Source organism: Clostridium culturomicium (assembly GCF_000821305.1).
In the GTDB taxonomy this organism is placed as follows: Bacteria; Bacillota; Clostridia; order Clostridiales; family Clostridiaceae; genus Clostridium_J; species Clostridium_J culturomicium.
In genome coordinates, this window is the sequence record NZ_CCXK01000017.1 from 1,614,082 (window position 1) to 1,638,826 (window position 24,745).

General features: G+C 33.1%; 28 protein-coding genes. 3 read left to right on the top strand and 25 right to left on the bottom strand.

The annotated features are described in order from the left end of the window. From BN1075_RS19950 to BN1075_RS20030, 19 genes are all read right to left on the bottom strand, one after another. A complete protein-coding gene (locus tag BN1075_RS19950) occupies positions 1 to 357 on the bottom strand; it encodes a DUF6711 family protein (protein WP_040195052.1) in 357 nt (118 codons plus the stop codon). An 87-nt stretch (positions 358 to 444) separates the two neighbouring features. Further along, positions 445 to 1,089, bottom strand: a complete 645-nt coding sequence (locus BN1075_RS19955) for a hypothetical protein (protein WP_052406665.1) — start codon at positions 1,087 to 1,089, stop codon at positions 445 to 447. A gap of 69 nt (positions 1,090 to 1,158) precedes the next feature. Continuing rightward, positions 1,159 to 4,728: a phage tail tape measure protein gene (locus BN1075_RS19960; RefSeq protein WP_040195053.1), complete on the bottom strand. Its 3,570-nt coding sequence runs from the start codon at positions 4,726 to 4,728 to the stop codon at positions 1,159 to 1,161. Between the two features lie 14 nt (positions 4,729 to 4,742). Continuing rightward, on the bottom strand, positions 4,743 to 5,117 hold the full coding sequence (locus tag BN1075_RS19965; RefSeq protein WP_040195054.1) for a hypothetical protein: 375 nt from the start codon (positions 5,115 to 5,117) through the stop codon (positions 4,743 to 4,745). 20 nt (positions 5,118 to 5,137) lie between these two features. Further along, positions 5,138 to 5,482 carry a DUF6096 family protein gene (locus tag BN1075_RS19970; RefSeq protein WP_042387492.1) on the bottom strand — a complete coding sequence of 115 codons (345 nt, stop codon included), beginning with the start codon at positions 5,480 to 5,482 and terminating at the stop codon, positions 5,138 to 5,140. 69 nt (positions 5,483 to 5,551) lie between these two features. Continuing rightward, entirely contained in the window at positions 5,552 to 5,971 is a 420-nt protein-coding gene (locus BN1075_RS19975) for a phage tail tube protein (RefSeq protein ID WP_040195055.1), read from the bottom strand. A 13-nt stretch (positions 5,972 to 5,984) separates the two neighbouring features. Beyond that, positions 5,985 to 6,332: a hypothetical protein gene (locus BN1075_RS19980; protein ID WP_040195056.1), complete on the bottom strand. Its 348-nt coding sequence runs from the start codon at positions 6,330 to 6,332 to the stop codon at positions 5,985 to 5,987. Further along, positions 6,332 to 6,676, bottom strand: a complete 345-nt coding sequence (locus BN1075_RS19985) for an HK97-gp10 family putative phage morphogenesis protein (RefSeq protein WP_040195057.1) — start codon at positions 6,674 to 6,676, stop codon at positions 6,332 to 6,334. The genes BN1075_RS19980 and BN1075_RS19985 overlap by 1 nt, the downstream gene beginning before the upstream one ends. A 1-nt stretch (position 6,677) precedes the next feature. Beyond that, positions 6,678 to 6,974 carry a hypothetical protein gene (locus BN1075_RS19990; protein ID WP_040195058.1) on the bottom strand — a complete coding sequence of 99 codons (297 nt, stop codon included), beginning with the start codon at positions 6,972 to 6,974 and terminating at the stop codon, positions 6,678 to 6,680. Then, positions 6,971 to 7,276, bottom strand: coding sequence for a phage head-tail connector protein (locus BN1075_RS19995; protein ID WP_040195059.1), 306 nt, complete (start codon positions 7,274 to 7,276; stop codon positions 6,971 to 6,973). The genes BN1075_RS19990 and BN1075_RS19995 overlap by 4 nt, the downstream gene beginning before the upstream one ends. Before the next feature lie 21 nt (positions 7,277 to 7,297). Continuing rightward, a complete protein-coding gene (locus tag BN1075_RS20000) occupies positions 7,298 to 8,104 on the bottom strand; it encodes a major capsid protein (RefSeq protein WP_040195060.1) in 807 nt (268 codons plus the stop codon). Between the two features lie 52 nt (positions 8,105 to 8,156). Beyond that, a complete protein-coding gene (locus BN1075_RS20005) occupies positions 8,157 to 8,669 on the bottom strand; it encodes a DUF4355 domain-containing protein (RefSeq protein WP_040195061.1) in 513 nt (170 codons plus the stop codon). A 96-nt stretch (positions 8,670 to 8,765) separates the two neighbouring features. Further along, positions 8,766 to 10,220, bottom strand: coding sequence for a hypothetical protein (locus BN1075_RS20010; protein WP_040195062.1), 1,455 nt, complete (start codon positions 10,218 to 10,220; stop codon positions 8,766 to 8,768). Then, positions 10,183 to 11,526 carry a phage portal protein gene (locus tag BN1075_RS20015; RefSeq protein ID WP_040195063.1) on the bottom strand — a complete coding sequence of 448 codons (1,344 nt, stop codon included), beginning with the start codon at positions 11,524 to 11,526 and terminating at the stop codon, positions 10,183 to 10,185. The genes BN1075_RS20010 and BN1075_RS20015 overlap by 38 nt, the downstream gene beginning before the upstream one ends. A 110-nt stretch (positions 11,527 to 11,636) precedes the next feature. Then, complete coding sequence (locus tag BN1075_RS20020) at positions 11,637 to 12,857, bottom strand: PBSX family phage terminase large subunit (RefSeq protein WP_197072353.1); 1,221 nt, start codon at positions 12,855 to 12,857, stop codon at positions 11,637 to 11,639. Continuing rightward, a complete protein-coding gene (locus BN1075_RS20025) occupies positions 12,850 to 13,224 on the bottom strand; it encodes a terminase small subunit (protein WP_040195065.1) in 375 nt (124 codons plus the stop codon). The genes BN1075_RS20020 and BN1075_RS20025 overlap by 8 nt, the downstream gene beginning before the upstream one ends. A 21-nt stretch (positions 13,225 to 13,245) precedes the next feature. Continuing rightward, complete coding sequence (locus BN1075_RS21815; protein ID WP_156132848.1) at positions 13,246 to 13,422, bottom strand: hypothetical protein; 177 nt, start codon at positions 13,420 to 13,422, stop codon at positions 13,246 to 13,248. A gap of 40 nt (positions 13,423 to 13,462) precedes the next feature. Beyond that, the gene (locus tag BN1075_RS21820; RefSeq protein ID WP_156132850.1) at positions 13,463 to 13,600 is read right to left on the bottom strand and encodes a hypothetical protein; all 138 of its coding nucleotides are present in this window, start codon (positions 13,598 to 13,600) and stop codon (positions 13,463 to 13,465) included. Positions 13,601 to 13,692: 92 nt separating this feature from the next. Next, positions 13,693 to 14,382 (bottom strand): hypothetical protein, encoded by a 690-nt coding sequence (locus BN1075_RS20030; protein ID WP_040195066.1) that lies wholly within the window; start codon positions 14,380 to 14,382, stop codon positions 13,693 to 13,695. A 183-nt stretch (positions 14,383 to 14,565) separates the two neighbouring features. On the opposite strand from BN1075_RS20030, the gene BN1075_RS20035 reads away from it, so the two are divergent. After that, on the top strand, positions 14,566 to 14,763 hold the full coding sequence (locus BN1075_RS20035) for a hypothetical protein (RefSeq protein ID WP_148315554.1): 198 nt from the start codon (positions 14,566 to 14,568) through the stop codon (positions 14,761 to 14,763). A 117-nt stretch (positions 14,764 to 14,880) separates the two neighbouring features. Here the strand turns inward: BN1075_RS20035 and BN1075_RS20040 are convergent, their stop codons facing one another. From BN1075_RS20040 to BN1075_RS20060, 5 genes are all read right to left on the bottom strand, one after another. Next, on the bottom strand, positions 14,881 to 15,834 hold the full coding sequence (locus BN1075_RS20040) for a hypothetical protein (protein ID WP_040195068.1): 954 nt from the start codon (positions 15,832 to 15,834) through the stop codon (positions 14,881 to 14,883). Continuing rightward, positions 15,791 to 16,057 (bottom strand): hypothetical protein, encoded by a 267-nt coding sequence (locus BN1075_RS20045; RefSeq protein ID WP_040195069.1) that lies wholly within the window; start codon positions 16,055 to 16,057, stop codon positions 15,791 to 15,793. The genes BN1075_RS20040 and BN1075_RS20045 overlap by 44 nt, the downstream gene beginning before the upstream one ends. A 128-nt stretch (positions 16,058 to 16,185) precedes the next feature. Then, on the bottom strand, positions 16,186 to 17,103 hold the full coding sequence (locus BN1075_RS20050; protein WP_040195070.1) for a helix-turn-helix domain-containing protein: 918 nt from the start codon (positions 17,101 to 17,103) through the stop codon (positions 16,186 to 16,188). A gap of 1 nt (position 17,104) precedes the next feature. Next, complete coding sequence (locus BN1075_RS20055) at positions 17,105 to 17,458, bottom strand: hypothetical protein (RefSeq protein ID WP_040195071.1); 354 nt, start codon at positions 17,456 to 17,458, stop codon at positions 17,105 to 17,107. Between the two features lie 25 nt (positions 17,459 to 17,483). After that, positions 17,484 to 17,636: a hypothetical protein gene (locus tag BN1075_RS20060; RefSeq protein WP_156132852.1), complete on the bottom strand. Its 153-nt coding sequence runs from the start codon at positions 17,634 to 17,636 to the stop codon at positions 17,484 to 17,486. Positions 17,637 to 18,024: 388 nt separating this feature from the next. Here BN1075_RS20060 and BN1075_RS21300 point away from each other — a divergent pair, with 388 nt between their 5' ends. Then, a complete protein-coding gene (locus tag BN1075_RS21300) occupies positions 18,025 to 18,177 on the top strand; it encodes a ribbon-helix-helix domain-containing protein (protein WP_081911681.1) in 153 nt (50 codons plus the stop codon). 921 nt (positions 18,178 to 19,098) lie between these two features. Then, positions 19,099 to 19,635 carry a hypothetical protein gene (locus tag BN1075_RS20065; protein WP_040195073.1) on the top strand — a complete coding sequence of 179 codons (537 nt, stop codon included), beginning with the start codon at positions 19,099 to 19,101 and terminating at the stop codon, positions 19,633 to 19,635. A gap of 187 nt (positions 19,636 to 19,822) precedes the next feature. On the opposite strand, the gene BN1075_RS20070 is transcribed toward BN1075_RS20065, so the two are convergent. Continuing rightward, positions 19,823 to 24,643: a DEAD/DEAH box helicase gene (locus BN1075_RS20070; RefSeq protein WP_042387498.1), complete on the bottom strand. Its 4,821-nt coding sequence runs from the start codon at positions 24,641 to 24,643 to the stop codon at positions 19,823 to 19,825. Positions 24,644 to 24,745: the final 102 nt, after the last annotated feature.

Genomic DNA, 24,745 nt, shown 5'->3' on the forward strand with positions numbered 1-24,745 from the left:
TTACCTTTCTATGAAGTTAGCAGAGAAGGACTGATAAACTATCTTGCCATCTATTACAGAGTAAATAGAAGCTGTTCTGTCACCTACATAGAACGTTTTAGTAAGCTCTTTTCCTGCTTTTGCGTCAAAATAGGTTAGCTGAAAGAATACATCTTGCATAGCAGTAAGCAATGTACTCATGGAAGGTACGTCCATTGCATTCCAGCTACACTCTAGCTTTACTTTGCTGGTAATTCTATCTCTAATAAGCTCACCAGTTAAGCTTCGGAAAGTTTCATCTGAATCCATATCTGATATTGTGTAGGATATTTTAGAAGGATTCATAATTGCCTTCCCATTTATTTTTAGAATAGCCATATTAATGACCTCCTTTTTTGCATAATAAAAAGACTCATATCAGCAGTAACTGATACAAGCCTTTTAAAATATAATTTTAACTTTTAATTATCGATTAGTTACTTTATTGCACATAGCTTTTACGTAATCATAAAATCTCTTATCATTAAGTTTACTGTGTCTACCATCATATGTCTCACCCAATGAATTATAAAAAGATGTCTTTGCAAAAATAACAAAATCTCCTTTAAATACTCTTGTTACAATTGTGTCATCATCAGTAAACTTCTTTTCATTACCATATTCATCATAGTAATAACCTAAATTCCAAAAAGATCTATCAATGTAATATTTATGATTGATATATGCTAACTCCTCACAATCAAAGCCTCCCAAATCTTCATATACTCCAGATGGACTTAACTGTTCTGTTTCTATTCTAAAATAATCCCACTCATATTCATTTTGACAAGAGTGAAAAATTAGTTTTTTAGGTTTTAAAATCTTACATGATCTTCCACTGTATACTTCAATACACCCTTCTTCATCAGCTCCTTTAGTCTGTGTTAAATCTACCCCACCTCCGTTTGGACAAAGCATATGCCCTAAACTCTCATCACTTACAACACTGAGAACATTTATAATATCTTCTAATTCTGTCCATTCACATGTTATCGGACGTCCACATGGAAAAATTTTATTTATCCTGCACTCCCATGCTTTGATATTTTCTTTCTTAAAAGCACTACGCATAGTAAACACCTCACCCATCTTATTATCTTACAATTATACAACCTTCAATAAAATTTGTAAAATATATGATTAAATGTTGATTAATGTCGCCCCTACTTGCCCCTGTAATTCATTTATAGAGTTAATAGCAACTCTAGCAAACTCTGTAGAACCTACTTGAATAACTATATCTCTTGTATCTCCATTGTCTGTGCTTGGGAACTTTCTCTCCATAGCATTCTCTACTGCTTCTCCCATAGCCTGTGCTATCTTAGTAGTGAAGCTTGTATTTTCCAGTGGTACTACCATCTCTTTTTGAGAGCCACCACTTAGAGAATCTCCAGCGATATATGAACCCATAAGAGTAGGCTTATCTACAATACCTCCCCTAGCAAGTCTAGGAACATTTATTGTGCTAAGAGTGTTAATATTAACTCCTGGAATAGCATTGATTAATTTAATAGCTCTGTTAATAGCTCTAATAAATCCATTGATAGTATTCTCTGCAAAGTTAATAACTGTGTTAATAGTAGATTTGAATGCTCCACCCATTGCGTTACCAATAGATGTTGCTATATTAGTAAACTGGCTCTTAATAGTATTCCATACTCCACCGAAGAACTTACCCACAGGAGAGAATACATTCTTGATAGCTGTCCATGCGTCACTAAATATCTGTCCGAACCATGATACAACATTGCTGAATGTATCTTTGATTCCTTTCCAGCAATCCTTACCGAATTGGATCATTGCGTCCTTCCATTTATTAAAGTCATCTTTTATTGCATTGAATATTTCAAGTGCCTTATCTTTAATATCTGTGAAGAACTGCTTTATCTTTTCGACAGCTTCTCCAGTCTTTTCTTTTATCTTGTCCCATGCTTCTATAGCTATTTCCTTAATCTTATCCCAGTTCTTAGCCAGTAATACACCTGCTGTAATTAAAGCTCCTATTGCTAGTATTACAAGAGTAATTGGTGAAGTTAAGAATGCAACTACACCAGCGAATCCAGAAGTTATTGCAGTTGCTATTAAACATATACCGTTCCATATTCCTATCGCTAAATTAACTGCACCCCATGCTAATGCAAATGATGATACAAGGAGAGTGATTACATTGATTACTTCTTGATGTTCTTTCATCCAATCTCCTATTGCTGTTAAAGCTACTGCTAATCCTTCAAGTACAGATACAATTATGCCACCTGTCCATTCTGCGATTGGTTGTAAGAAATAATCCCATAACCATGTGAATGAAGTTTGAAAGCCTTTAAGAATAGGATCTAAAACTTTCAATGCACCCGATAATAAATCAAAGAAAGCTGGTAATGCGTCCTCTATTACCCATTTAGAAAGTGGAGCGAGTATATTTTCTATGAACCATAGAATACTTTCTCCGATGGTATCTATAATTGGTTTTATAGAAGCTTTAAGATTTTCGAAGCTTGCTATTAGATTATCGAATTTAATGCCAGCGAAATATCCTCTTATCTTTTCAGCTAGTTTGCTTATAGGAGTTTCTACTTGTGTCATGTCTATGTTAGGTTTTATATCCATATCTACAGAGCCACCACCAGCACCAGCTCCACCAGAGTCACCAGAACCACTATCTTTATTAGTACTCATTATGTTTATTTCATCGAATCCCATTAGTGAGCCTTTTAGCTTCTTAGCACTTGCTGTAGCACTATCTAAGTTTCCTCCTAAGTCAGATACATCACCAGCTACTGCTCCTATTCCTCCACCACTTCCACCAGAGGAAGTCATTTGAATACCGAACAGAGCGTACATAAAGTTAGCTATTACACCTAGTACCTTATTAAGTGCTCGCACAAATGAGTTAAGTATTGGAAGAACCACTTGTACTATTGGCATAAAGCATTTACCTAGAGATATCATTGTCTGATTTAGTTGTAATTGAAGTAATCTTAATTGGTTTGCAGGACTATCTATGCTTCTAGCAAAATCACCTTGCGCTGTTGATGTCTGAGCCATAATAGCTTGATATCTTATCATCATCTTCTCTGAATTGCTCATAGCGTCTTTGTAGCCATACTGCTTAAGAGTATTTACATCAACCATTATTCCTAGCTGTTTAAGAGCTTCTGTTTCTCCTGTTATACCACTTCTTAACTTAGTGAAAGCTTCATCAGAACTAATGTTATAGAAGGAAGCCATATCACCAGCAAGACTAGATAATGCTTTTGACATATCCATTGCACTATCCCTACCCATACCTAGTGAAGTAGCCATATTAAAAATGGTTGCTGCGTTTTTCTGTAACTCCTGTGACGCAACCCCTACACTATCCTGTAATGTATCTGCCCACTCTTCAATGGCCTTTGTATCTTTACCAAACACAACTCCGATTAGGTTAGCATTCTCTATAGAATCCATAGCACTTGATATAGATTTACCTATTGTTCTGAATACCATAAATACAGATAAGAACGGAAGTAACCTCTTAAGAGTGCCTATAAGTCCATTAGTAGAAGCTTTCACCCTATCTGTAGACTTTGCTAATGAATCTTGACTTGCCTTATATTTATGAGTGCTTATAGTAGCTTTGCTAATTTTAGCTGAAACATCTTTTATGGAATTGCTCCACTTCTTACCAGCTTCGCTTACTTTATTTATCGAACCTTTTATCTTGGTAAATGCTGTAGAGCCTGCTACTTGGAAAAGTCCTCGCTCTATTGCATATGTAGCCTGCGTTACTGCTATCTTTATTTTATTAGGTATTTCAGCCAACTTATCTGTTAAAGGCTTTATCTTATTTTGAATGGCTTGTATTTGAGTTTGTACTGCATTCATATTTGAAGATGAACCTCTATCAAATGACCTTGGAGCCGAAATAGTTGGTACTGCATTATCTTGTTTACTAGTTATGCCAGTTAAGGACTTTATCTTATCTACATAAGAAGCTATGGTTTCTTTAAATGAAGCCATCATGGTCTGATATACTGTTACAGTTTCCTGTAGAACTTCTCTTTGTCCATCTTCATCAAATGATTCTGAACCCCAGCCTATGTTTACCTCTTTGAAAGCATTCTTAAGAGGATCTTTTACACCCAGCTTCTCAAGTTGCTTTCTCTGTCTAGTAATCATGTCTTCATAATCTTTAGTAACAGCTTTGAAAACATTACCATATACATCTTTAACAGCTTCTGCGTCATTCTTTACAGCTTTACCTAGGTTACTTCCACTTATGGTTTGAATTATTCCAGCCTTTACTTCATTTCCTACTGCTTTCCCTACAGTTGCGCCCATAGCAAGGCTTGACATCATATCAGCAGTAGAAGAATTACTTTGCTTATTTTCTGCGTACTGTGTCTTGATAACTATATTAGTATTCACACCAGATATTGCAGTCTTAAGCTGATTAGTTGCATTTAAAGCTTCTTTGATAGAGTTGGTTGCTTTAGTAACACTTGTAGTTAATGCTTCCATGTTCTTTTTAACGTTAGTTACATTACTATTCATTGTCTTAAGAGAGTTGTTGACGCTATTAAGATTAGTAGTAAGTTTACCGAAGGATCTGTCTATCTCTTTAGCTCCTTTATTGATTTCAGTTTGTACTTTCTTGAACTCTGATTGAAGTTTACTCATATTAGCTGAAATAATAATCTGTAACTGTTCTATAGTTAATTGTTCTGCCATGCTTTACACCTCCATTATTTTTTAAATTTCTTATTGTGAGCCATAGCAAAGTTCATAAACCTTGCTACGTCTACTGACCAATCCTTCTCTTTCTTCTGCTCCTTGACTACATCATCAAATAGGCCTGGGAAAGCTTTATCTATACTTGGATATTCACTGTTAGAATCAAGAAGGCGAGCTACACTTGCACCGATTAAATCAGCTAACCTATATGTAAGTGAAGCTTGCTCTCTTGTCCTTTCTAATTTTTCATCATTGTAGGCTTTGAGATATATACAAATTTCACCATAGGTAAGCTCCCAATAATTATTTATGGATATTCCGGCTCTTACTGCGAGTGGAAGTAATTCATTGAATACTTCTTCTAGTGTCTGAGGTTTTGTGGGCAAAGCTTTCCCTTGCCCACTACTTAGTTTTTTGCCTCTTCACCTTGCTTCTGCTCTTCCTTGAAGAATCCAGACACTTTGAATACTTCTAAAATTACAGGCATAAGCTCTACTAATGTTCCACCAGCTTCTACGTACTCATCATATAAGTCATAAGTCTTTTCTTCTGTGTAGCCATGTTCAAATGCTTGTAAAGATGAATGAAGAATAGTGATTAATGTACCTACCTTTGGCATTGAACCATTAGATAGCTCCATCATTACATCTAGTGGAGATTTGCCAAGCTTTCTTTCTAGCTCTACACAATCTCTTGCTCTAAGTCTTAGTTTTAATTCTTTAGTTCCTATAGTTAAATTTGTATACATCATGTTAAATTACCTCACTTTGATTATTATTAGTAAAAAAAATAAGGGGCAGATGTTGCCCCTGTGTTTGTCTTATGCTGGATTTGATACTTCCATATCGCTGTTTAATGTTAGAGTAGCTGTGAATGTTAAAGCTCCGTTTACAGAAGCTCCATCTAACTTAGTTGCTACAGAAGCTGAGAATGTAAAAGCAGTTCCATCTGGAAGCTCTACTTTATATTCATCTATTCCCTCTGCTTCCTCTAGTCCTCTTAATATTCTGTAAGAAGCTCCTTCTCCAGAGTTATCATATAAGAACTTGAATGCTAAATCTCCATAGTCTTTGATACCATTGATGTATCTCTTAGAGCCATCTGCTAGAGTAGTTACCTCAACTTTCTCTACTGTTCCACCCAATTCAGGTACTTCTTGCAAATCAGGGATTACAACAAATTCTGTGTCCTTCTTATAAGATAGTGTTATACCTTTTGATAATATTCCTTGTCCTGCCATGTGCATGACCTCCTTAGTTATTCAATAGTTCTTTTGCTGTGCCCTTATATTTGATTACTTTCTGAAAAAGGGCATTATTAAAGACTTCAAGAGAACTCAATCTCCTAAAGCCTAATGGTTTCATTATTCTATCTATCTCTATAGCTTTTTCGCTAAGAGTTCTAATATCACTTGCCCACACTTTAATCATGAATGTCACATCACTATAAGAGAGCGTGTCCCCTACTAAGGTATCTGCATTGTTAATCTCGGTATATGTGATACAAGGATATTGTGTCTTGTCATTTAAGAAGCTTTCATAGAAAATTGGTAGTCCAGCTTTTTGCAGCTCCTTAACTAACTGTGGCTTATAATCAATCATTATCTAGCCACCTTTCTAATATGTTTTATAATATCTTTTATAATATATTTTCTATTAGCTTCTAATGCTGGATTCATAAAGGGTTTCGCCCTCTGGTCTTTGTCACCATACTCAACATTTACTGCGTACTCTACGTCTGTTCCTATGCTTACCTCTTGCTGTGCTGAATTTACTTTAACGGTAATTGAATCACGTAATGTACCTGTTTGTACTGGGCATAGTTCCTGTGCGTCTTCCTTTATTGTATTGGCAGTTTCTTTTAATGAATCCATGTATAAGTTCTTACTTGATAATGTGTTGAGTTTTGAAATTAAGCTGTCCATGTTTTTAATAGTTACTGCCATGCTACACCTCTTGTAATGATAATTGAGCAAGTCTTCCGAAGTTATTTGTATATCTAATCATGTACGCTGTATCTCCATCAACTAGCTTCATATCTGTAGAAAGTGTTTTATCTTGAGTTAGTCCTATGTGTGTAGCTTCTACATAGCGAATATCTTTTTCATTCACCTTGTATTCCTTATTATTGATAGCAACGTCTACAGTCTTGCTATAGATAAAAGAAGAAGCTGGTTGACCATACTCATCATATCCAGCTTCTCTCACATAGAGCTTATAAGGTTTCATCTGATTATTTATCATAGAGTTCTAACCTTCTTAAATCTATTAAGAGCTTTATATATATCTACTGGATAATCGAATAGTAGGCTTTCAGATACACCACTATAAGATTGAGCCGATAATCCTTCTGCTCCTATTTGTGTTTTCTTGTACCTTACCATTTTGCATACTGTAGAATCTAGTGAGTTGTTATACACAGTAAGGTTACAATAAGCCATAGCGTCTGCTTTAGCTTCATCTATGAGTGCTTCGAAGAATGAATCCTTAGATTCATCCTCTTCTGCAATTCCATAGAACAGCTTTAGGTTCTCTAGTATATCCATTCTCGAAGCCTGTCCTTTCTACTATACTGCTGGTTTACCTACTACAACTGCGCCCTCTTTGTTGTTAAGCTTGAATGCGTCATAGTAAACTCTTCCCTCTACTAATGCACCGTTATATCCTGGAGCATCCATATGAACTATATAATCTTGAAGCTTATCTGCTGCACAAGTAGCACATGGGTGGCAAGCGATGAACTCCACACCTTCTGGCATTCTATTTGCAGGCACTTTAATTACTGCAAATCCATCTATTTCACCAACTTGTCCTTTAAACTTGATACTCATACCAGACTCTGAAGCCAATACAAATGAAGGATCTAGCTTTATTCCTTTATAGAAACTGTTCTTAACGTACAGTATTCTTCCTTCTTGTGGAACTAAAGCTTCATCCATTTTCTCTGTTGCATCTAATACTGCTTCATATGGCTTTTTAGCAACTATAATTACTTCTTCTGCGCCTTCTGCAATCTTTTCGAATCTATAAGTATCAATCATTGGTATAATCTCTTGATCTATTTGTCTTGCTAAAGCTTCTGAAGCTTTTATCATTGTTTCTTCCTCATTCATCTTATCTATTGTGAATGTAAAAGATTTGTCTTGAGTTAATGTAGCTTCTTGGATCTCATTTTGAAGCTCAGTTGGATTACCATATCTATTAGAACCAACTCTTGAATAATCATTCATTGGTACTGTTGGTACAGAAGTAATCTTGATTGTCTTAGCTCCTTCGAATGAATAGTCATGGTTTACACCAGCATTGGATAGTGAACCAGCTTTAAATCTTTCATCTACTTTTTTTGCAAATTTTTCTGTTAATGTTATAGCCATATAATATGACCTCCTTAGTTAATAATTTTTTGTATTAAAAAAGACTGGTTAATTACCAGCCTGTTTTTGAAAATGCTTTTAATAATGGATCTGTTTCTTCATCTGTAGGAATTACATTCGGCTTAGATGGTGTTGTACCAGCAAGTGCTCTATCTGTAGCACTCTTAATAGCCATATCCCATACTGTCTTGAACTTTCTTACATTCATAATTGTTTCTTCTTCATCTGAACCAATTAAAAACGGAGCTAATGAAGTATCTACACCATAGCTTCTAAGTTGTTCTGTAGCTTTGATGTTCAGTTCAGCTTTCATAGACTTAGCCTTAAATTCAGCCAGCTCTCTTCTTTGCTCTTCCATATCAGCTCTTAGTCTTTCTTCTGCTGACATCTCTGCAAGTTTTCTTTGCTTTTCAGCTTCTTTTTCCATTCTTGTTTTCTCTCTAGCAAGTCTTTTAGTAATCATTAGCTCTACGTCCTCTTGTGAGAAGAACTTCTGACCTTCTGGAGCTACTTGCTCTTGATTTTCTACTTGTTGTGTTTCTGTTGATTGAATGTTTTCTTCCATAGTTAATTACCTCCAGTTTTAAGTCCGAGTAGACTAATATCCGAGTTATTCTTTAGAGCCTATAACAAGTAAAAAAGGCATAATAAAAGCACCCAGTTAAATGAGTGCTTGTAAATTTTCTATAGCTTTATTTGCATTTATGATATTGTGTTTAAAATGTTCTATTTGCTCTTGAATCATATTAGCTTCTTTCTCATCATATTCAAGAGTAGTTGGCAGATGTGGCTCTGTATAGTTGGGAGCAGTCCAGATTTCCTTTTTTTCAGCATCTGTATCTGTAGAAAGCAATTCTATTTCTCCAAGCTGGATTGCTTCTTTATAGTTAGGCAAGCTATTCCATATCTCCTTACCCATTTTGAAAGTAAATTTTCCACTTCCACCCTTATAATAGGATTTTGTTATAATCATTTCAACTTTAACAATATCCATTGGGTATGGATAAGTAACATACATTCCTGCCCTTGTTCTGCCGATTTCTGTATCTGTTCTGTACTGAGCATAACATAGAGAGGTTGGATCAAAAGCTGGCAAATAATAACCTGTTCCATAAAATTCTCCATCCGAATCTACATTACCAATAGTTTTCATTTGGTCGCCATTTGGATATTTGTTAGGAATATTTGTTTCATATGCTCTCATTTCAAGCCTTTTAATTTCTCCGTCAAAGTCTTTAAACCATAGATATAATTTATAATAAGGATTGTTGGTAGTTGTATCTGGAGCACTCATATCAGCAGTAAAATAAAATCTATTTGCTAACACGCCTGTAGGACTTGAAACTTCTATACTGTCTATATTACCAGCCATAGTTTCAAATGAATCTGTAGGAGCTGTTTCAACTCCTTTACTTGTAATTGATGTAGCAAGAAACTCCTTACCAGCTCTTGTATTGGCTATTTCAGTTTCAAGTTCTGTCTGAAGCTCACCCATCTCAGCCATGTGCTGATTATTTATATCTTCGATAATCTGTAGATGTTCTTCTTCCATAGCTCCCATTTGAGCTAAGTATTCATCTTCCATGGTTTCCATTTCAAGCTCATGGGTTGCGTCTATATCTTCTTTCGCTTTATCTATGTTAGAAGCCATTTTCTCTAATGCGTCAGAAGGAGCTGTAGGCTCACCTAGATTAGTAATAGAAGTTGCTAGCGCTTTTCTTCCTTCTGTAAGGTCTTCTATAACATAGTCTTCATTCATGTCACCAGCAGTGTCTTCTACAAAGATTGAGAAGGCCGGAACTGTAACTCTATTGTTCTCTAAGTCAAATAAATGAATATGACAAAGATGTTCACCTACTTCTTCGAGCTGGTCTAGTATAGCAGCTTCTATGTGTAGGGATATTATGCTGTCCTGTACTTGTTCTTTTGGGATAGTTACAGGCTCTTTGGTAGGAGGAACTATTACAGCTCCTGCAAATGTGCTATCTAATGTGTAGGGATTATCTATTAATGTGATATTTAAGATAACTCCTCTATCTTTTCTGTATAAATAAATCTTGCTATCTGGCTTAGATTTGTTATTCTTGATTGTTAGGTTCACTTTTCTTGTTATCATCTTCTACTTGCACCTCCCTGTCTATCTGAGAAGCTTCTGAAGGGTTCTCTTTAGCTTCTTTCTTTAACTGCTTTATCTCCAATTCTACGTCTTGTACAAAAGGTAGCTGTGATAACTGTGTATGCTTTGATACAATACCAGAAAGCGCAGCCATAGTTGAAGCTATCTCTGAATCATTGATTGGTAAGTTGGAGCTGAACTTTATCTCTATATCGAGAGGATCTATAGAAGCTCCATATCTTTTCATGTATGTGTTAATCATATTAAGTCTTTTAGCAAGTCCTTTTCTAAACCATCGCTCTTTCTCTTGTCTTAGCTGCTCAAGAGATTGAAACTTGAACTTAATAGCTACTCCACTAAGGTTGCCTGAAAATTCTGTGTCAGTAAGGTCTGGTGTAAAGCTGAACTTGTGAATGTCATGCTTTATTCTATCTTTGATATTTTGTGCGTAAGTATCATTGATTGTCTTAACTAGCCAATCTGCGTCACCATCGCCATCAACTAAAATAACTTTATCATCTTTAATCTTTGCTATATCATCTTCATCTGTGCCAGATAAGTTCTTTAATTTAAGCAGAGCGTCTGTAAAGTCCTTCAAATCATCAAGTGATGTAGATGTTGCGTCATTGTATGCGTCTACAAGACTGATTACATCTTCAAAGTCACCTTTTTTGAACTTGTTGTTCCTGTACTCGATCACAGGACAATGGCCGATATTATGAGTTTCTGTCTTAAGCAGCTTGTATGAGAAGTCCTTAGGTGTGCAAGTATCTTTGATGTACTCATAAGTAGCTACTTGTGATGAATCATACACTTCCATAATGACTCTTACTTTGTTATCAGCCAGCTCCTGTTCATCGAAGATTACTGCGTCTGTAATTGTTGGCTTTATCTTCCCATCATCTAGGGTTAATACGTTGCGAGGATCTACGGAAGCAAAACAGTATTTACTAGCTTCATCTAAATAGATAAGTTCATACGCTACTCCGAAAATACTCATATCAAGAGCTAACTCTGCATTGTGTGAGCTTTCATAGTTATAGCGATGTATCTTCTCCAGCTCTTTCATTTGTTCAGCTTGATACACATAAGTAATAGGCGAACCTATGAAATAGCCTGTAGCCATTGTTGAAATATATTTAGGATAGTTATTCATTATCTTACTAGGAGCTTGTCCGTTGCTTCGATTTGGTTTATATAAAATGCTATGCTTACCGTCATAATAATTAAGAAGCTTCTCTAGTCTAAGCTTGTTACTAATACAGTAATTATCATATAGCTTTCTTGCTTGTTCGAATGTTATCATTGTTTCCTCCTTAATTAAAAATTTGAAGTTCATTTTTTAGGTGTTATTTGAATACAAAAGTTCATTTGAGGTTCACTTTTTAGGTGTTATTTGAATACATAAGTTCACTTTTATAATCCTAATGCTGACTTTTCTAATGTTCTTAGTCTGTTCTTTGTATTGAATTTCTCACAGCCATATCTTATTGCGTCAATACAATGATTAAAGTCATCGATAGGCTTGTTTATATATTCTTCTGTCTTCTTATCCTTCTGCCATGTGTAATTCTGAAACTCTGTTAAAGTGTTTACGCATTTATCAGAGATGACTATGTTCCTGGATTGGAGCCATAAGATACCATGGAGGATACTATCCGAGCCTTTCTTTGCTGCTTCTATCTTCAAGCCTTTTAATTTAAGCTCCTTGATTAATCTAGGCTCTGCACAGTCACCGATTATGCGATATTTATTAAAGCCTTTCTTAACTACAGAGCTGTAGATTTCATCTGTAAGCATGTGTAGGCGATATATTTCATCAAGTATATATAGGGTATCAGTAGAAGCTGAATAGCCAAGTAGAATGGCTGTGGTTGGATCATTTGTAAAACCGAAGTCCATTCCAATAATGAAGCTGGTGTCTTTCGGAAGTTCTATGTCCTTCTCTTGCATGACTTGATAGTTTGTTAGTATCAGTTTATCCAGAGTTGCGTAATCTCCTAGTGCGTAAACTTTAAAATAAGTTGGGTTTGTCTTAGCCATGTTGAGTAGATTGTCTACATAGGCTTTAGGTAAAAATGCGTTATCTTTGTAGTTGGTTTTCAATATGAAAGTGTTTGGAGGAGCTTCTTTTTCAAAGTAGGTCTTATAGGTCCAATTAGCTTTTGACACAGGGTTGAACATCATCATTATCTGCTGGTTAGAAGCTTTACTTCTAAGTCTTAAGTCTAGCTGTGTAACATCATCATAGTTTAGCTCTGTAGCTTCTTCGATAAGGATATCATCAATACCAGATATTGATTTGATTTTCTCTCTGTCATCTAAACCCTTGAAAATAAAAAGAGAGCCATTCTTAAGCGTTATACTTAAGTTGCTCTTATTGATCTTACTTGTATTATAAAGTCCCATCTCAGATAAGCCTGTGACAAATTCTTTAAATATGGAATCTCTAATTGTAGCTCCTACTTTTCTTATAACAAGAGCTGTACGTTTTTCTCTACTGTATTTTAAGATGAAGTATTGTATAGCGAATTTGGATTTGCCACTTCCAGCTCCTCCATAGAGTACTATAGTACGTTCCTTCCTTGAGAAAACAGGTTGATATGCTTTATTAATAGCTACTTGTACTTTAGCCATCTTGTACTCCATTTTCTACAAAGCATACTTCTATAGTAGTAGAGTTATCTATTTCTTCTTGTAGTGTAAACATATTGTATTTCTTCATCAGAAGCTCTGCTGCTTTAAGTCGGTCTGAATCTCTTTCGCTACTTCTCATTAAGCCTGTTAAAGTAGTGAGTATTTCTCGCTGATCTGCAATCATCTCATCTTGCAGTTGAAGAAGCCTTTCATCGATATAATCTCGAATTTCTTGTTTTTGCAAGTTTTCATTTCCAATCGAGCCAGCAGACTTCTCTGAGTAACCAGCTAAGCGAGCAGCTTCGCTTGCGTTGCCAGATTCTATGTAAAAGTCTGCGAATCTCTTTTGTTTTAAAGTCAGTGACATTAACGAAGCCACTCCTTTCTATTATTTTTTTATACTTGTTTTAATTACTGTTACGTCATAATGCGTACCAGTTTTCTCTGCTTTAATCTCTAAGGCTTCTGTAATCTCTTCGCCCTCTTTGATTAAGGCAGAAATTTGACTGTTAATATAACTATACAGTTCCTCATCTGTTTCGATTTTTACTGTTTCTTTACACATATTATCTACTCCTCTATCTAGTCTAGTAATTCTATAATCTCTATCTAGTTCCTTTTAATTCTTTGATTTTACTATCTAGTTGTCTGTTTAAAGCTATAGAGAAACCTGTAATTAACCCCATACTAGCTCCTATAAGAATCATGATTATTGTATAGATTATAAATAATGCTGTGTTCATTTAATTCTCTCCTTGCTTTTTATTTATTAAAGTTATAAAATATATTTGTTAAGTAGAGCGATGTTTGACTCAACATCATTCTCGAAGCACAGCTACGCAAGTAGTTGTGCTTTTTTGTTTGCAAATTGTTCTGTTTCTATCGCCATGATAGGATAGAAGCAATCTTTATCTAAAGTAAACTTGTTATGTGTAACCGGCACTTTATAGCCTAACTTATTATCCATGTTTTTCAATGACACTAATGGGCAATTTGCTTTAACGAAGCAAGGATCTATTACTGCGTATAAGTTGTTTAATGTATCTATAAACAATATATAATAGTTGTTGTATTTATCTGTATTATGTATTTTATGCTTTTTTACTGGGATAGTGCTGTATATTAGATTAGTACACTGCACTTCTAAGTAATACTGCGTGCCATCTTGCATTGTCACTAAAAAATCTGGCTCTGTAAAAGAATCCTTATTTCCATCTAGCTGTATCCCATTTTTATCTGCTCCTATTTTCTCTACAGAAGAGATGTAAGTGTCATATGTGAAGCAATGTCTTAGCATTTCTTCAAAAAAGTTATTGACTATTACTCTCTCGATATAATCTTCTTTCACCCTGTTTCCTTTTGCATAGTCATAAGTACTATCAAATTGTTGGCTTGAAAAAAAGTTTATCTGTTCTTCTAAGTATGCTTCTACATCTTCCATATCATATTCTAAGCCGAAGTTTTGGTTTAACTTGTACATACCTTCCAAAGTGTATTTTTGTTTGTTGCTTCTAAAATTAATCATTTGTTTTGTTCCTCCTCAATAATTGGTTGATAACCTTTTATTACTTGGAACTATGTATTAATACACAGTCACTTCTAAATATTTTTGATATAATAAAATAAAAAGGAGCTGTGTGTTATGTATAAAGATATAAACTATCTAGCAGATATATTATTAAGTGCTATTATTTCTATTCGAGAAAATATGAATGAAGTTACTGCGAATCAAGTGACAGAAAATCTTCTAAGCAATTCAGATTGGCATGTATTAGCCGAATATATGGAGGACGCAATAGAGCAGTCCAATTTTGACACTGTGCTTGTTAAAGAGCAGCTAGTTTATTTCTTAAAAACCGATAATTATTGGATAACTTGGACAAAAAAATGTGCCCAGCTTTTTTAGGAGCTGGGCTTTGAGGAGAGATTATGTGAGCATTATATAATAGTTTTAAAGGAGAGAAATTATGAACTAAGCACTGCGAGCGACTTAGCACTTAGTAATACTTAAAATAAGTTTATACTATATATAACGATCCATTTTAGTTATTTTTGATGGTTCATCTTCACTTTTTTCAAGTTTTTCTTCTAGTTCTGCAAGTTTCTGCTCGAATAAGCATATAAGCTTCATATGCGTATGAATTGGAAGATGATCTATGTAATCTTCTATAAACTCGCTTACATTAACTTTATCTTCTAGTGTAGTCTTCTCGCTATACACTATATCAAATACTACATCTTCATCGATGTATTTTTTTATTTGTCTTATTCCCTTGTTGTTAGTCAATTCTCTTAATATATTTATGTTATTCATGTTTTCTATCTCCTTTGCTGTTCCATTATATTGTCTATAATATGTGTTTAATACTCTCTTAGCAATTCGCTTTCTAAATGCTGGTGCATTATTGTTTGCGTTAATCCCACTACATTCTAAAAACTTAAGCTGGGTTTTTGTTAAGATCGCTTCCTTATTCTTTAAGAACCATTTTATAAAAGGGTTATGGCTATCTTCTATATCATCATATATGTTGCTATTAGATATTAAAAAGCTATCTATAATCTCTTCACCTGTGGCTTCATCAATTCCATATGCTTCAATAGTCGAGAAGTTCATATCTCCATATTTACTTTTTTTAAGTTCATCTTTTATATGACCTTCAACTTTCTTTTCTAAAAAGCTCCAGTATGTAGCCATAAGCTTATCTTGTTCATGTAGACGTTCGATTATATATTCTTCTGTAATCTGTCCAGCCTTAATTAGTTTCTTTGTTTCTCTTACTATAACTAGAGCTACTTCCTGTGTTATATCATCAGCTGTATAGTATTCGCATTCTTTAGAGTTCACTATTGAGCTGGCTATCTTATTCAATTTAGCTATCATTGGATGCTTCGGCACTAAGTTATAGCCATAATACTCGGATTTAAAATAATTGTTAGTTTCTTTTGTAGTATAGAGATGTTTCATTAATTTGTTCATCTTCATCTGCTCCTTCATCATTTGTTTTATTGTTTACTAATAAATCATTTAAAGTTGCTCTAGTTAAAACTAGCTTAGTTACATCTATATTTTCACGCACGTATTTACTAAGTGCTTTATTAATGGCTTCTTCTTGAAGTTTTTTCTTTATCTGTATTCTTTTAATTATGTTAAATTTGCTACATTGTCTTTCTAATTTATTTTCTCTTTTTAGTATATTCATCCTCTTACTCCTTCATCATTTGTTATTAGCTTGTTGCCTTTCTATAAATAGTATTACTGCTATATATATGCTCTTTACACATTAAGATAAAAATATTTTTCAAAAAAGTTAAAGAAGTGACAACGATATTAGATTGCCACTTTTAATTTCTTGTTTCTGTTTATATAGTTATCTACTTTTACAATCTTGCCTGCTTCTAAGTCGATATGAGGTACTTGCTCTAAGCCTGCTACTATCCATTCTTGTCTAGTGTCTGTCATAATATCATAGTAACTTTCTCTGCTGACGCTATCCATCATATCATTCGCATGTTTTGCTACAATATTAAAGTTCATCATACTTTGTTTAGCTCTATTAACCCATGTAGACTTTTGGTCTGCACTTAGTACATTAGGTCTTACTGCTGTTATATTCTTAATCATTTCTTTTATAAGATTAGCTCTCTTGCCTTCTGTAAGCTCTCCAGACTTCTTAGTAGTTGGCATTTGTACTACTACAGTTTCTTCTTTCTTCATAGAAGGAGGTGCTGGAGGTTTTGGTAAATTCATAGATGGTCTTATTGTAGGTCTAAAACCAGCTGGAGGTTTAGGTAGGCTTAGCTTCGATGTATTCATAGGAGGAGCAGAAGGTGTTGCCGAAGCTGGCTTAATATCTGTAACCTCTTCTTCAACTGCTTCATCTGTGTACTTCTCTTCCATAGAAGGGTAAGAGAAGTAGTAATAATTAGATTTATGCTTACTACCGCTTGCCTTACTCTGCTCCCAAGCTATCCACTTCTTCTCTCTAAGAATGTCTAAGTATTTAAATACTGCTCTTTCACTCATGCCTGTTTTTTCTGCTATAGAAGAAGCAGACGGAAAACATTCTCCTGTTTTAGTATTAAGTCTGCTTAGAAGTTCTTCATATACAACCCACGCATACACTCCAACTTCTGTTAGTATCCTATTTCTTAAATGATTATTGACTTTAGTGAATGTATACTTATTATCTAAGTAATCTCTGTATTTTTTTCTGCTTTTGTTTATTTCCATTGCTTTCCTTTTCATCTTAAATCGCTCCTATTCTTTCTCTATATTCTCCAAGGTTAATTATTTTGTTTTTCTTAGTTTCTACAACCTCTACAGGCTCTTCTGGCACATAGTACATGATATAGTAATCAATCAATCTTTTGTTCTTTTTACCTGCTTTTTTTTCTCTAGTAAACATATTTGTTGCTTCTAGTTTCTTATAAGCTACTTCAAAAGTTTTCTGTCCAAGTTTGCTCGCTTTTCTTAGCTGGCTTTGAGAAGATATTATGTCACCGTCTTCATCTATCTGAGCCATAATAGCAAGATATATCACCAATCCATTCGGTCCGCATTTTTCGATTATATAATTAAAGGTTGAAATATTTATATCCATGTTTTCTCCTCCTCCTACTCTATAGTTAATCCTCTTGCTCATTCATTCTAATGTTAATTCTTCCGTTTTGCATTTTGTTCTGCTCCTTTACTTTTGTACTTACATTACCGGTAAAAAATTTACTTATAAATTTGTCTGATACTCTAGTATTACTACTACTTGTCCTTATCTTACACATATGCAGATATTTTTCTTGTAGATTGCTCTCCTTGCCATACGCTCTCGGGCTCACCATTTCTCTACTCTCTCAACTGCCTACGTTTATTCATTACTATGTTTGTTTATCTTATTACACACTAGCTTGAAAGTTTTTTCTCTGACGCACACCTCGCTTGCTCACTCGGGCTCACCATTTTCAGATTTGTACTCACTTGCTATGCTTTATATTATGTTATCTTTTTAAAAACTACCCTAATCCAGAAAGTTTTTTAATATTTCGAATTGCTATACTAATATATTAACAAGCTGTATACATCTTGTCAACATCTTTTGATCATAATGTTGCATTGTGATGATATCTTTTATATAATATATGTAGAGAAACAAATAACGGAGGAGTGTTATATATGGGAACTATTAAAGAAAGCAATACAAGAATAGCTGTAACTATCGATAAGAAGTTTAAGGCAGAGTTAGAGAAGCTGGCTGAAAAAGAAGGCAGAAGTTTATCAAACTTAGCTCTGATGGCCATTAAGGAATACTACAATAATCATAAGTAAGAGAGTGCCAAACGGTGCTCTTTTTTCTTTGCACCATATTCATAGATAGCTAGTCTATGCACCACGTGCAGTCTTAAAGTAGTCAGTCTATGCACCACATGCATATACCTTGCAACATATTCATAGACTTAAGCCATTGATATGACTGGGTTTATGACATCTTCTCCCTCTAAAATTAGTCTATGCACCACGTGCAGACTAACTATATGTATTATAGTATATAGCAAATATAAAATTTGCTATATAACTAGATGAATATAGATTTAGAAGAATCATGTTATTGATTATTTTGTATAGTCCAAAAAACTTAGCTTTTTGGGAAAGCAGTTTTTGTCCTATACAAATATACTTGCTCTGTCTTTTAGCTTTAGTTTAAGAAAGCTTTCTTTTATTCATTAATGGCCTTATATGATTCTTGTACAAAGCTGTTAATGAAGCTGATATTATTATCACCCCTATGCTGGCTCTATTTAAAGCAGGCTCGCTGTTTAAGCTTGTTATGTAAAAATACTCATACATGATTCTTAAAGCTCCATAGCGAAGCCCTGGGGTCGATATATAAAAATACCCGATACACTTTCATGATTGTGAAACAAAATGAAGTAGATCACCGCCCGCCCCACCAATGCAACAAAACTGTATTATATGCGTATAATTCGCTCTCACAGCCTCGCTATTACAATTTGACTGTCTAATATGTATATTTTCGCATTTATATATGAACTTGCTCTTAGAACGCATTTTAAAGAGATATCCATTCTTACTTCAAAAATTGAGGATTATTTCAAAATAACTAGAAAAATATACATTTAACGTTTTTATTCACGTTAGGCAGTCATATTGAAAGAATATCCTGGTTTGAAAAAGAATATTTTACTATGATAGTATATTTTTACACCAAACATATGAGGAGCGATTAAAATGAATGAAGTAAATGTAAATGTAGGAGATGTTCTTTGGGTAATCAGAACTAGACTTGTAGGGAAGGATGAGTATTATTACACAGAGCCAATATGTGTAGATGAATTAGATGAAGATTACATTATTGTGCATGAGGGATGTGAGGAGGAATTTGAAGGCTTTTATCCAGTGTATTATGAATTAGATAAAGAATGTTTTAAACTTAGAACTGACGCAGAGAATAAGATAATGCAAATGTATAAAGAAGATTACAATAAAGATAGAGTTTGGTATGTAGAGATTTCCAGTTTAAATGAAAATGAAAAAACAGCTTGGATTTCTGATACTGGTAAAATACTATCTAGAATAAATGAAAATGAGGTCTTAATAGCTTCAGATTATTGGGCAGATGAAATACCTCCATTCAAAGGCACATTGGGTGAAGATACTTTTCTTAATTTAGAGGAAGCTCAACAAAAAGCAGCTGAATATAATAAAACTTTTAAGTGGCAAGGATTTTCAATAGATGAAAGTTTCTTCGAGTGGCAAGTTTGCTAAATTAAAACTAATATATAATGAAGATAAATAAAATAATATAAGTGAAGATAAGTGGGAGTAGCATAGTCTAGTCCTTTAATTTTTTGCTTAACCCCCTCTCTTGAGCATATATAGCCCATATTGGGAGTCCCCCAAAATTATTCATAAAAAAGACCTATACAGTAAAACTGTATAAGTCCTTATCTCTTTATTCAAAGTCTAATTTGGGAAGTGAATTAACTATATCTACTGTTTGTACAGATACATTAATTACTCTTAATAGCAGATTAAATATATATTTATCATCGCCTACTTCTTTACACCAATCATTAGGATCATTTTTAATACCACTCTTTTTATCAATATCTAATTGATATCTCTCAATTATCCATTCAATAGCTGATTTTCCATTAATAATGTACTCATATGCCTTCTCAGGTATATTACTTATAGTTATATATGGATTATAAATAATACATGATTTATCAATTTGCTTATTCTTCTTGTTAAACTTCATTTTTTGTACAAAATAATCCTCTTTATAATATGTTACTGTTACTTTATCATAAATAGGTATCTCTTCATAATTAACATGCAAATCAGCTAACTTTTCACCTAATTTACTGAATGCACTAAAATTATCATAAGAATCTACCAATGGTATTCTTGACAATGATTTTTTTAAATCTGATTCAAAAGTATTTCTATAATCACTTGAGTGCAATATGCCATATACATAATAAAATATATTTTCTTTAGATATATCCTTTGTTTTATATTTTTTTTGACATTGCTTTAATATATAATCCGATATACCATCATGTCTAACTATTCTATTTTCACCATTGATGTTGAACAAATCGACTTCTGAAACTTCTTCATACCAATATAAAGGAAAACTCTGTGTGTGAAATAAGGTATCAAAATTAGGTATTATATTAGTCATTAGACATGAAAATGGCTTACTATTCCCTACACCACTAGTCATTATTGCTATATTCTTATCTTTAAATACCTTATCATTTTTATAAACACATTCATTAAACTCTCTTGTATAATACAATACCTGTTTTTGATAAGGTCGGTATTGTCCTATTGTAATGTTATTTTTATTTAACTTCTTTTCTTTTAGTGTTTTCATAGAGTTTAATAGTCCTCTTGACCAACTAATTTTTGTCAAATCTGCTGTAACATTATCCTTAAATGAAAAATTTTTAATATTACCATTGTAATCATTTTTTATTCTATTCTCGCACCTACTAATTTCATAATTATAAGTTGAAATTGTAGATTCCATATTATTAATCAAACCATTATAACTAAAATTATAAACCCATTTATCTCTAGATGTAACAACTCCACTAGTGTTTATTGTAAAAAAAGACTTCTCATCCCCTGCTATTGCTATAAAATCTTTATATTTATTTTGACATTTATTTATCCAATCATTATTATCATCAGGATAAATTTTCTTCCACTCTATATTACCAACATCATGATTATTTTTAATAATATTTAGCTTTTCATTTCTAGTCAAGTAATCTCCTATATCACAATAATTTACATAGCCATCATTCTTTTTATCGGGATTTTTCACTAAGCAAGTAATTGCAACAGGAGTCCTTGTACCTTGGCCAAAAACACTATCTTTTTCTTTTTTACGTTGTTCTCCTGTTGTTCTAGCATTTCCTCTGAGATTAAATACATATATAGATGTGAATTCATCAATTAAACATTTTCTAAAACCAGAAGAAGCCTTTCCATCAATAAAAGATCCATTTGTTATAAATCCTATAATTCCTTTATCTACAATTCTATCACTAGACCACCTAAAAGCTTTAATATATGCATCATATAATGCTTTATTCATGCTTGATGTTGAATTTAACACATATGTTTCAGCAATTCTCTTGTCAAGTTTAGGGTATTTTATATTCTGAGCATTATCATTCTGACTTTTTTGCCCTACAGAGTATGGAGGATTACCGATACAAACAGTTATAGGTAAATCTCTTTGTTTTTTTGCACGCTCACTATTGATAGGTAATATCTCTTCATATATTTTTCTTGTAAATTCATCTTCTTCCCAATCCTCATATAATTGAAAAGTATCTGTTAATACAATACCATTAAACGGCACATACTCATTAATTCCCATTACATGATGAAACGCTTCTTCAATATTTATTGCAGCTATATAATATGCAAGTAAAACTATTTCATTTGCATGAATTTCATTTGTATATTTGTAAATCAAATTATTTTGATTTATAATTCCACTTTGTATAAGTCTAACAATAAAAGTTCCTGTGCCTGTGAATCCATCTATAATATGAACCCCTTTATCAGAAAGTGTTTTGCCAAACTCTTGTTGTAGTAATGATTCTACGCTATTAATTATGAAGTCAACACACTCTGTAGGTGTATACACAATACCTAACTTTTCAACTTCTTTTGGCAATGCTGTTTTAAAAAATTTTTCATATAGCTCTATTACTATTTTTTGTTTACCTTCATAATTATCTATGTCTGCAGCTCTATCTCTAACGCTTTTATAAAATCTTTGAAGAGTAATTTTTTCTGCATCAAGTGACTTACTATCAAGTATATCCATCATTTTCTGCATAGTTTTAGATACAGGATTACTTTTGACAAATTCATATCCTTCAAATAAGGCATCAAAAACAGGTTTTGTAATCATATGCTGTGCTAACATCTCAATTGCATCTTCTTTAGATATTGAGGAATTTATATTTTGCTTTAGTCCTAAAACAAAATCATTAAAAATTTTATCTATCTTTGAATCATGTTGTTCTAGTAACATATTAATTCTTCTAATATGCGTTTTTGAAATTTCTGCGACATCTTTTGCCCATGATTCCCAATACATCCTTGTTCCAACTTTTTTAACCATTTTTGCATATATTGCATCTCTCCAATTGTCAAGACCATGTAGATTAAATGCAAGTTGAACTGCGGTGTTACCACTATTGGAAGTTTGAGTTTGACCGTTATCATTGTCTTGTTGTTTACTTTTACCAACTCCAATAACTCCAATTTGATCTGGCTTTTTCTTATTTAATTCTATTTTATTAATTGTATTATTAAATCTATCATCATGGGCTCTTAGTGCCTGTAATACAGACCATACAATTCTATAATTATCATTACTATCAAGTGCATCCTCTGGACTTTCAGTTGGAGGTATAACTATTGGTAGCATAACATATCCATACTGTTTTCCTGGTGATTTCCTCATAACACGTCCTACTGATTGTATAATATCAACCATACTACTTCGAGGATTCAAAAACATTACAGCATCAAGTGCTGGTACGTTAACACCTTCTGATAGACACCTTGCATTTGTTAATATTCTACATGTGTTCTCTTCACTATCCTCTTTTAACCAATTTATTTTTTCCTTCTTTTCAAGTGCATTAAATGAACCATCAACATGTTGTATTTCAATATTAACTAAACTTTCAGCTTCTTTCGGATTATTGCCTCTTATATGCTCTTGAATTACATTAAACATCTCTACCAATCTTTTAGAATCTTTAATTTGATTGCAAAATGCTACCGCTCTTTTCATTGGATATGGGTCCACCTTAAAACTATCATCTTCACTTTCTATAGATTTTTTAGATAAGCCATTCCAGCAACCCATTATTTTTACTGAATCATTCATTTTTAATTCATGATTTTTATCCATGAGTAAAGTTTGAAGTTCTAATTCTACATATCCTTGATCAATTGCTAATACAAGAACTTTGTAGTCAGTTAATAAATTATCCGCAACTGCATCACTAAAAGTTAAATTATGAAATTCTGGACCATATTTCTCTTCATTATCCATTGAACACAATTCTGCATTAATATCTTTAGCCTTATTTTTAACATTATCTCCAAAAATTCTTGGAGTAGCAGTCATATATAATCTTTTGTCAGCTTGTATGAAATTATTATCATGAACCTTAACAAAATAACTTTCATCACTGTCCCCTAAAGTAACTCCTGTTGTTCTATGGGCTTCATCACAAACTACAATATCAAATTTAATTTTAGATCTCTTCTGCAATTCTGATACAACATCTATTGATTGATATGTTGAGAAAATAAAATGCATATTATTTCCAATATTCTCAATATTATTAACATAGTTATATAATCTATTTACATCTGTAGTTGATGGAATACCTAAATCAACTGCATTTTCACCTTTTGATGCCTTATTATCACTACATACTACAAGTGCATCATATGTGTAATTACATTGTGCAGTCCACTCACTCATTGTTTGGTTAATAAGTGCAATTGATGGAACAAGAAATAATACTGTACCTTTACCATTAAGAAGTTCTTCAACTATCCTAAGACTTGTAAATGTTTTTCCAGTACCACAAGCCATTATCAATTTTCCTCTATCATTATTTTTAAATCCTTCTATTACATCATCTATTGCTTTTCTTTGATGTGGTTTTGGCTTGTATTTCTCTTTTAATTGAATCTCATTATTTATAGAAAATTTCTTCCAATCAATTTCTGATTCTAATAAATCTACCATACCAATTCTTCTAACTGGAGGATTTTGATCTATAAGTACATCCTCTGCATTCTTACTATATTTATCAGTAGTTGAAATTATAAATCTAAATGAATATGAAGTCTTAACTCCATCCACATTAAAAGATTTAGATGATGTAGCTAAAAAAGTATCAACATCTGCTTTAGATATTGAATAATCCTCATCATAAAATTTGCACTGTATAGCCCAAAATTCTCCTTGATATGTCTTTGCAACAAGGTCTATTCCTGTATCCCCTACCGCATTCCTATAAGGGAACTCTTTCCATGTCCAAACTTGCTCTATATAAGATGAATATTTAGGTTCAATTAGTAAATAACTTTTTATTAACTGTTCAAAGCTTGTCCCTTTATCTCTTTGATTTTTGTATAATTCTTTAAACTGTTCTAACAACCCATTTACTGTAGTGTAATCATACACTCGCTTTTGTACCGCTTCCATAACAACCCCCATAAATATCCCATTTGTATAATTTAAACAATATAACTCAAAACTTTACATATATGTATATTATATATTATACAGTATTTATAATCCATGTTT

Coding starts and splice junctions, on each gene's coding strand:
- BN1075_RS20025 (WP_040195065.1), bottom strand. CDS start 13,224: ATGTCACTGACTTTAAAACAAAAGAGATTCGCAGACTTTTACATAGAA.
- BN1075_RS21815 (WP_156132848.1), bottom strand. CDS start 13,422: ATGTGTAAAGAAACAGTAAAAATCGAAACAGATGAGGAACTGTATAGT.
- BN1075_RS20010 (WP_040195062.1), bottom strand. CDS start 10,220: ATGATAACAAGAAAAGTGAACCTAACAATCAAGAATAACAAATCTAAG.
- BN1075_RS20035 (WP_148315554.1), top strand. CDS start 14,566: ATGAATGAAGTTACTGCGAATCAAGTGACAGAAAATCTTCTAAGCAAT.
- BN1075_RS20015 (WP_040195063.1), bottom strand. CDS start 11,526: ATGATAACATTCGAACAAGCAAGAAAGCTATATGATAATTACTGTATT.
- BN1075_RS21300 (WP_081911681.1), top strand. CDS start 18,025: ATGGGAACTATTAAAGAAAGCAATACAAGAATAGCTGTAACTATCGAT.
- BN1075_RS19995 (WP_040195059.1), bottom strand. CDS start 7,276: ATGGATATACTAGAGAACCTAAAGCTGTTCTATGGAATTGCAGAAGAG.
- BN1075_RS19990 (WP_040195058.1), bottom strand. CDS start 6,974: ATGATAAATAATCAGATGAAACCTTATAAGCTCTATGTGAGAGAAGCT.
- BN1075_RS20030 (WP_040195066.1), bottom strand. CDS start 14,382: ATGATTAATTTTAGAAGCAACAAACAAAAATACACTTTGGAAGGTATG.
- BN1075_RS20070 (WP_042387498.1), bottom strand. CDS start 24,643: ATGGAAGCGGTACAAAAGCGAGTGTATGATTACACTACAGTAAATGGG.
- BN1075_RS20000 (WP_040195060.1), bottom strand. CDS start 8,104: ATGGCTATAACATTAACAGAAAAATTTGCAAAAAAAGTAGATGAAAGA.
- BN1075_RS20045 (WP_040195069.1), bottom strand. CDS start 16,057: ATGAATATACTAAAAAGAGAAAATAAATTAGAAAGACAATGTAGCAAA.
- BN1075_RS19955 (WP_052406665.1), bottom strand. CDS start 1,089: ATGCGTAGTGCTTTTAAGAAAGAAAATATCAAAGCATGGGAGTGCAGG.
- BN1075_RS21820 (WP_156132850.1), bottom strand. CDS start 13,600: ATGAACACAGCATTATTTATAATCTATACAATAATCATGATTCTTATA.
- BN1075_RS20020 (WP_197072353.1), bottom strand. CDS start 12,857: ATGGCTAAAGTACAAGTAGCTATTAATAAAGCATATCAACCTGTTTTC.
- BN1075_RS19980 (WP_040195056.1), bottom strand. CDS start 6,332: ATGATTGATTATAAGCCACAGTTAGTTAAGGAGCTGCAAAAAGCTGGA.
- BN1075_RS20050 (WP_040195070.1), bottom strand. CDS start 17,103: ATGAAAAGGAAAGCAATGGAAATAAACAAAAGCAGAAAAAAATACAGA.
- BN1075_RS20040 (WP_040195068.1), bottom strand. CDS start 15,834: ATGAACAAATTAATGAAACATCTCTATACTACAAAAGAAACTAACAAT.
- BN1075_RS20060 (WP_156132852.1), bottom strand. CDS start 17,636: ATGTGTAAGATAAGGACAAGTAGTAGTAATACTAGAGTATCAGACAAA.
- BN1075_RS20055 (WP_040195071.1), bottom strand. CDS start 17,458: ATGGATATAAATATTTCAACCTTTAATTATATAATCGAAAAATGCGGA.
- BN1075_RS19970 (WP_042387492.1), bottom strand. CDS start 5,482: ATGATGTATACAAATTTAACTATAGGAACTAAAGAATTAAAACTAAGA.
- BN1075_RS20065 (WP_040195073.1), top strand. CDS start 19,099: ATGAATGAAGTAAATGTAAATGTAGGAGATGTTCTTTGGGTAATCAGA.
- BN1075_RS19985 (WP_040195057.1), bottom strand. CDS start 6,676: ATGGCAGTAACTATTAAAAACATGGACAGCTTAATTTCAAAACTCAAC.
- BN1075_RS19975 (WP_040195055.1), bottom strand. CDS start 5,971: ATGGCAGGACAAGGAATATTATCAAAAGGTATAACACTATCTTATAAG.
- BN1075_RS19950 (WP_040195052.1), bottom strand. CDS start 357: ATGGCTATTCTAAAAATAAATGGGAAGGCAATTATGAATCCTTCTAAA.
- BN1075_RS19960 (WP_040195053.1), bottom strand. CDS start 4,728: ATGGCAGAACAATTAACTATAGAACAGTTACAGATTATTATTTCAGCT.
- BN1075_RS20005 (WP_040195061.1), bottom strand. CDS start 8,669: ATGGAAGAAAACATTCAATCAACAGAAACACAACAAGTAGAAAATCAA.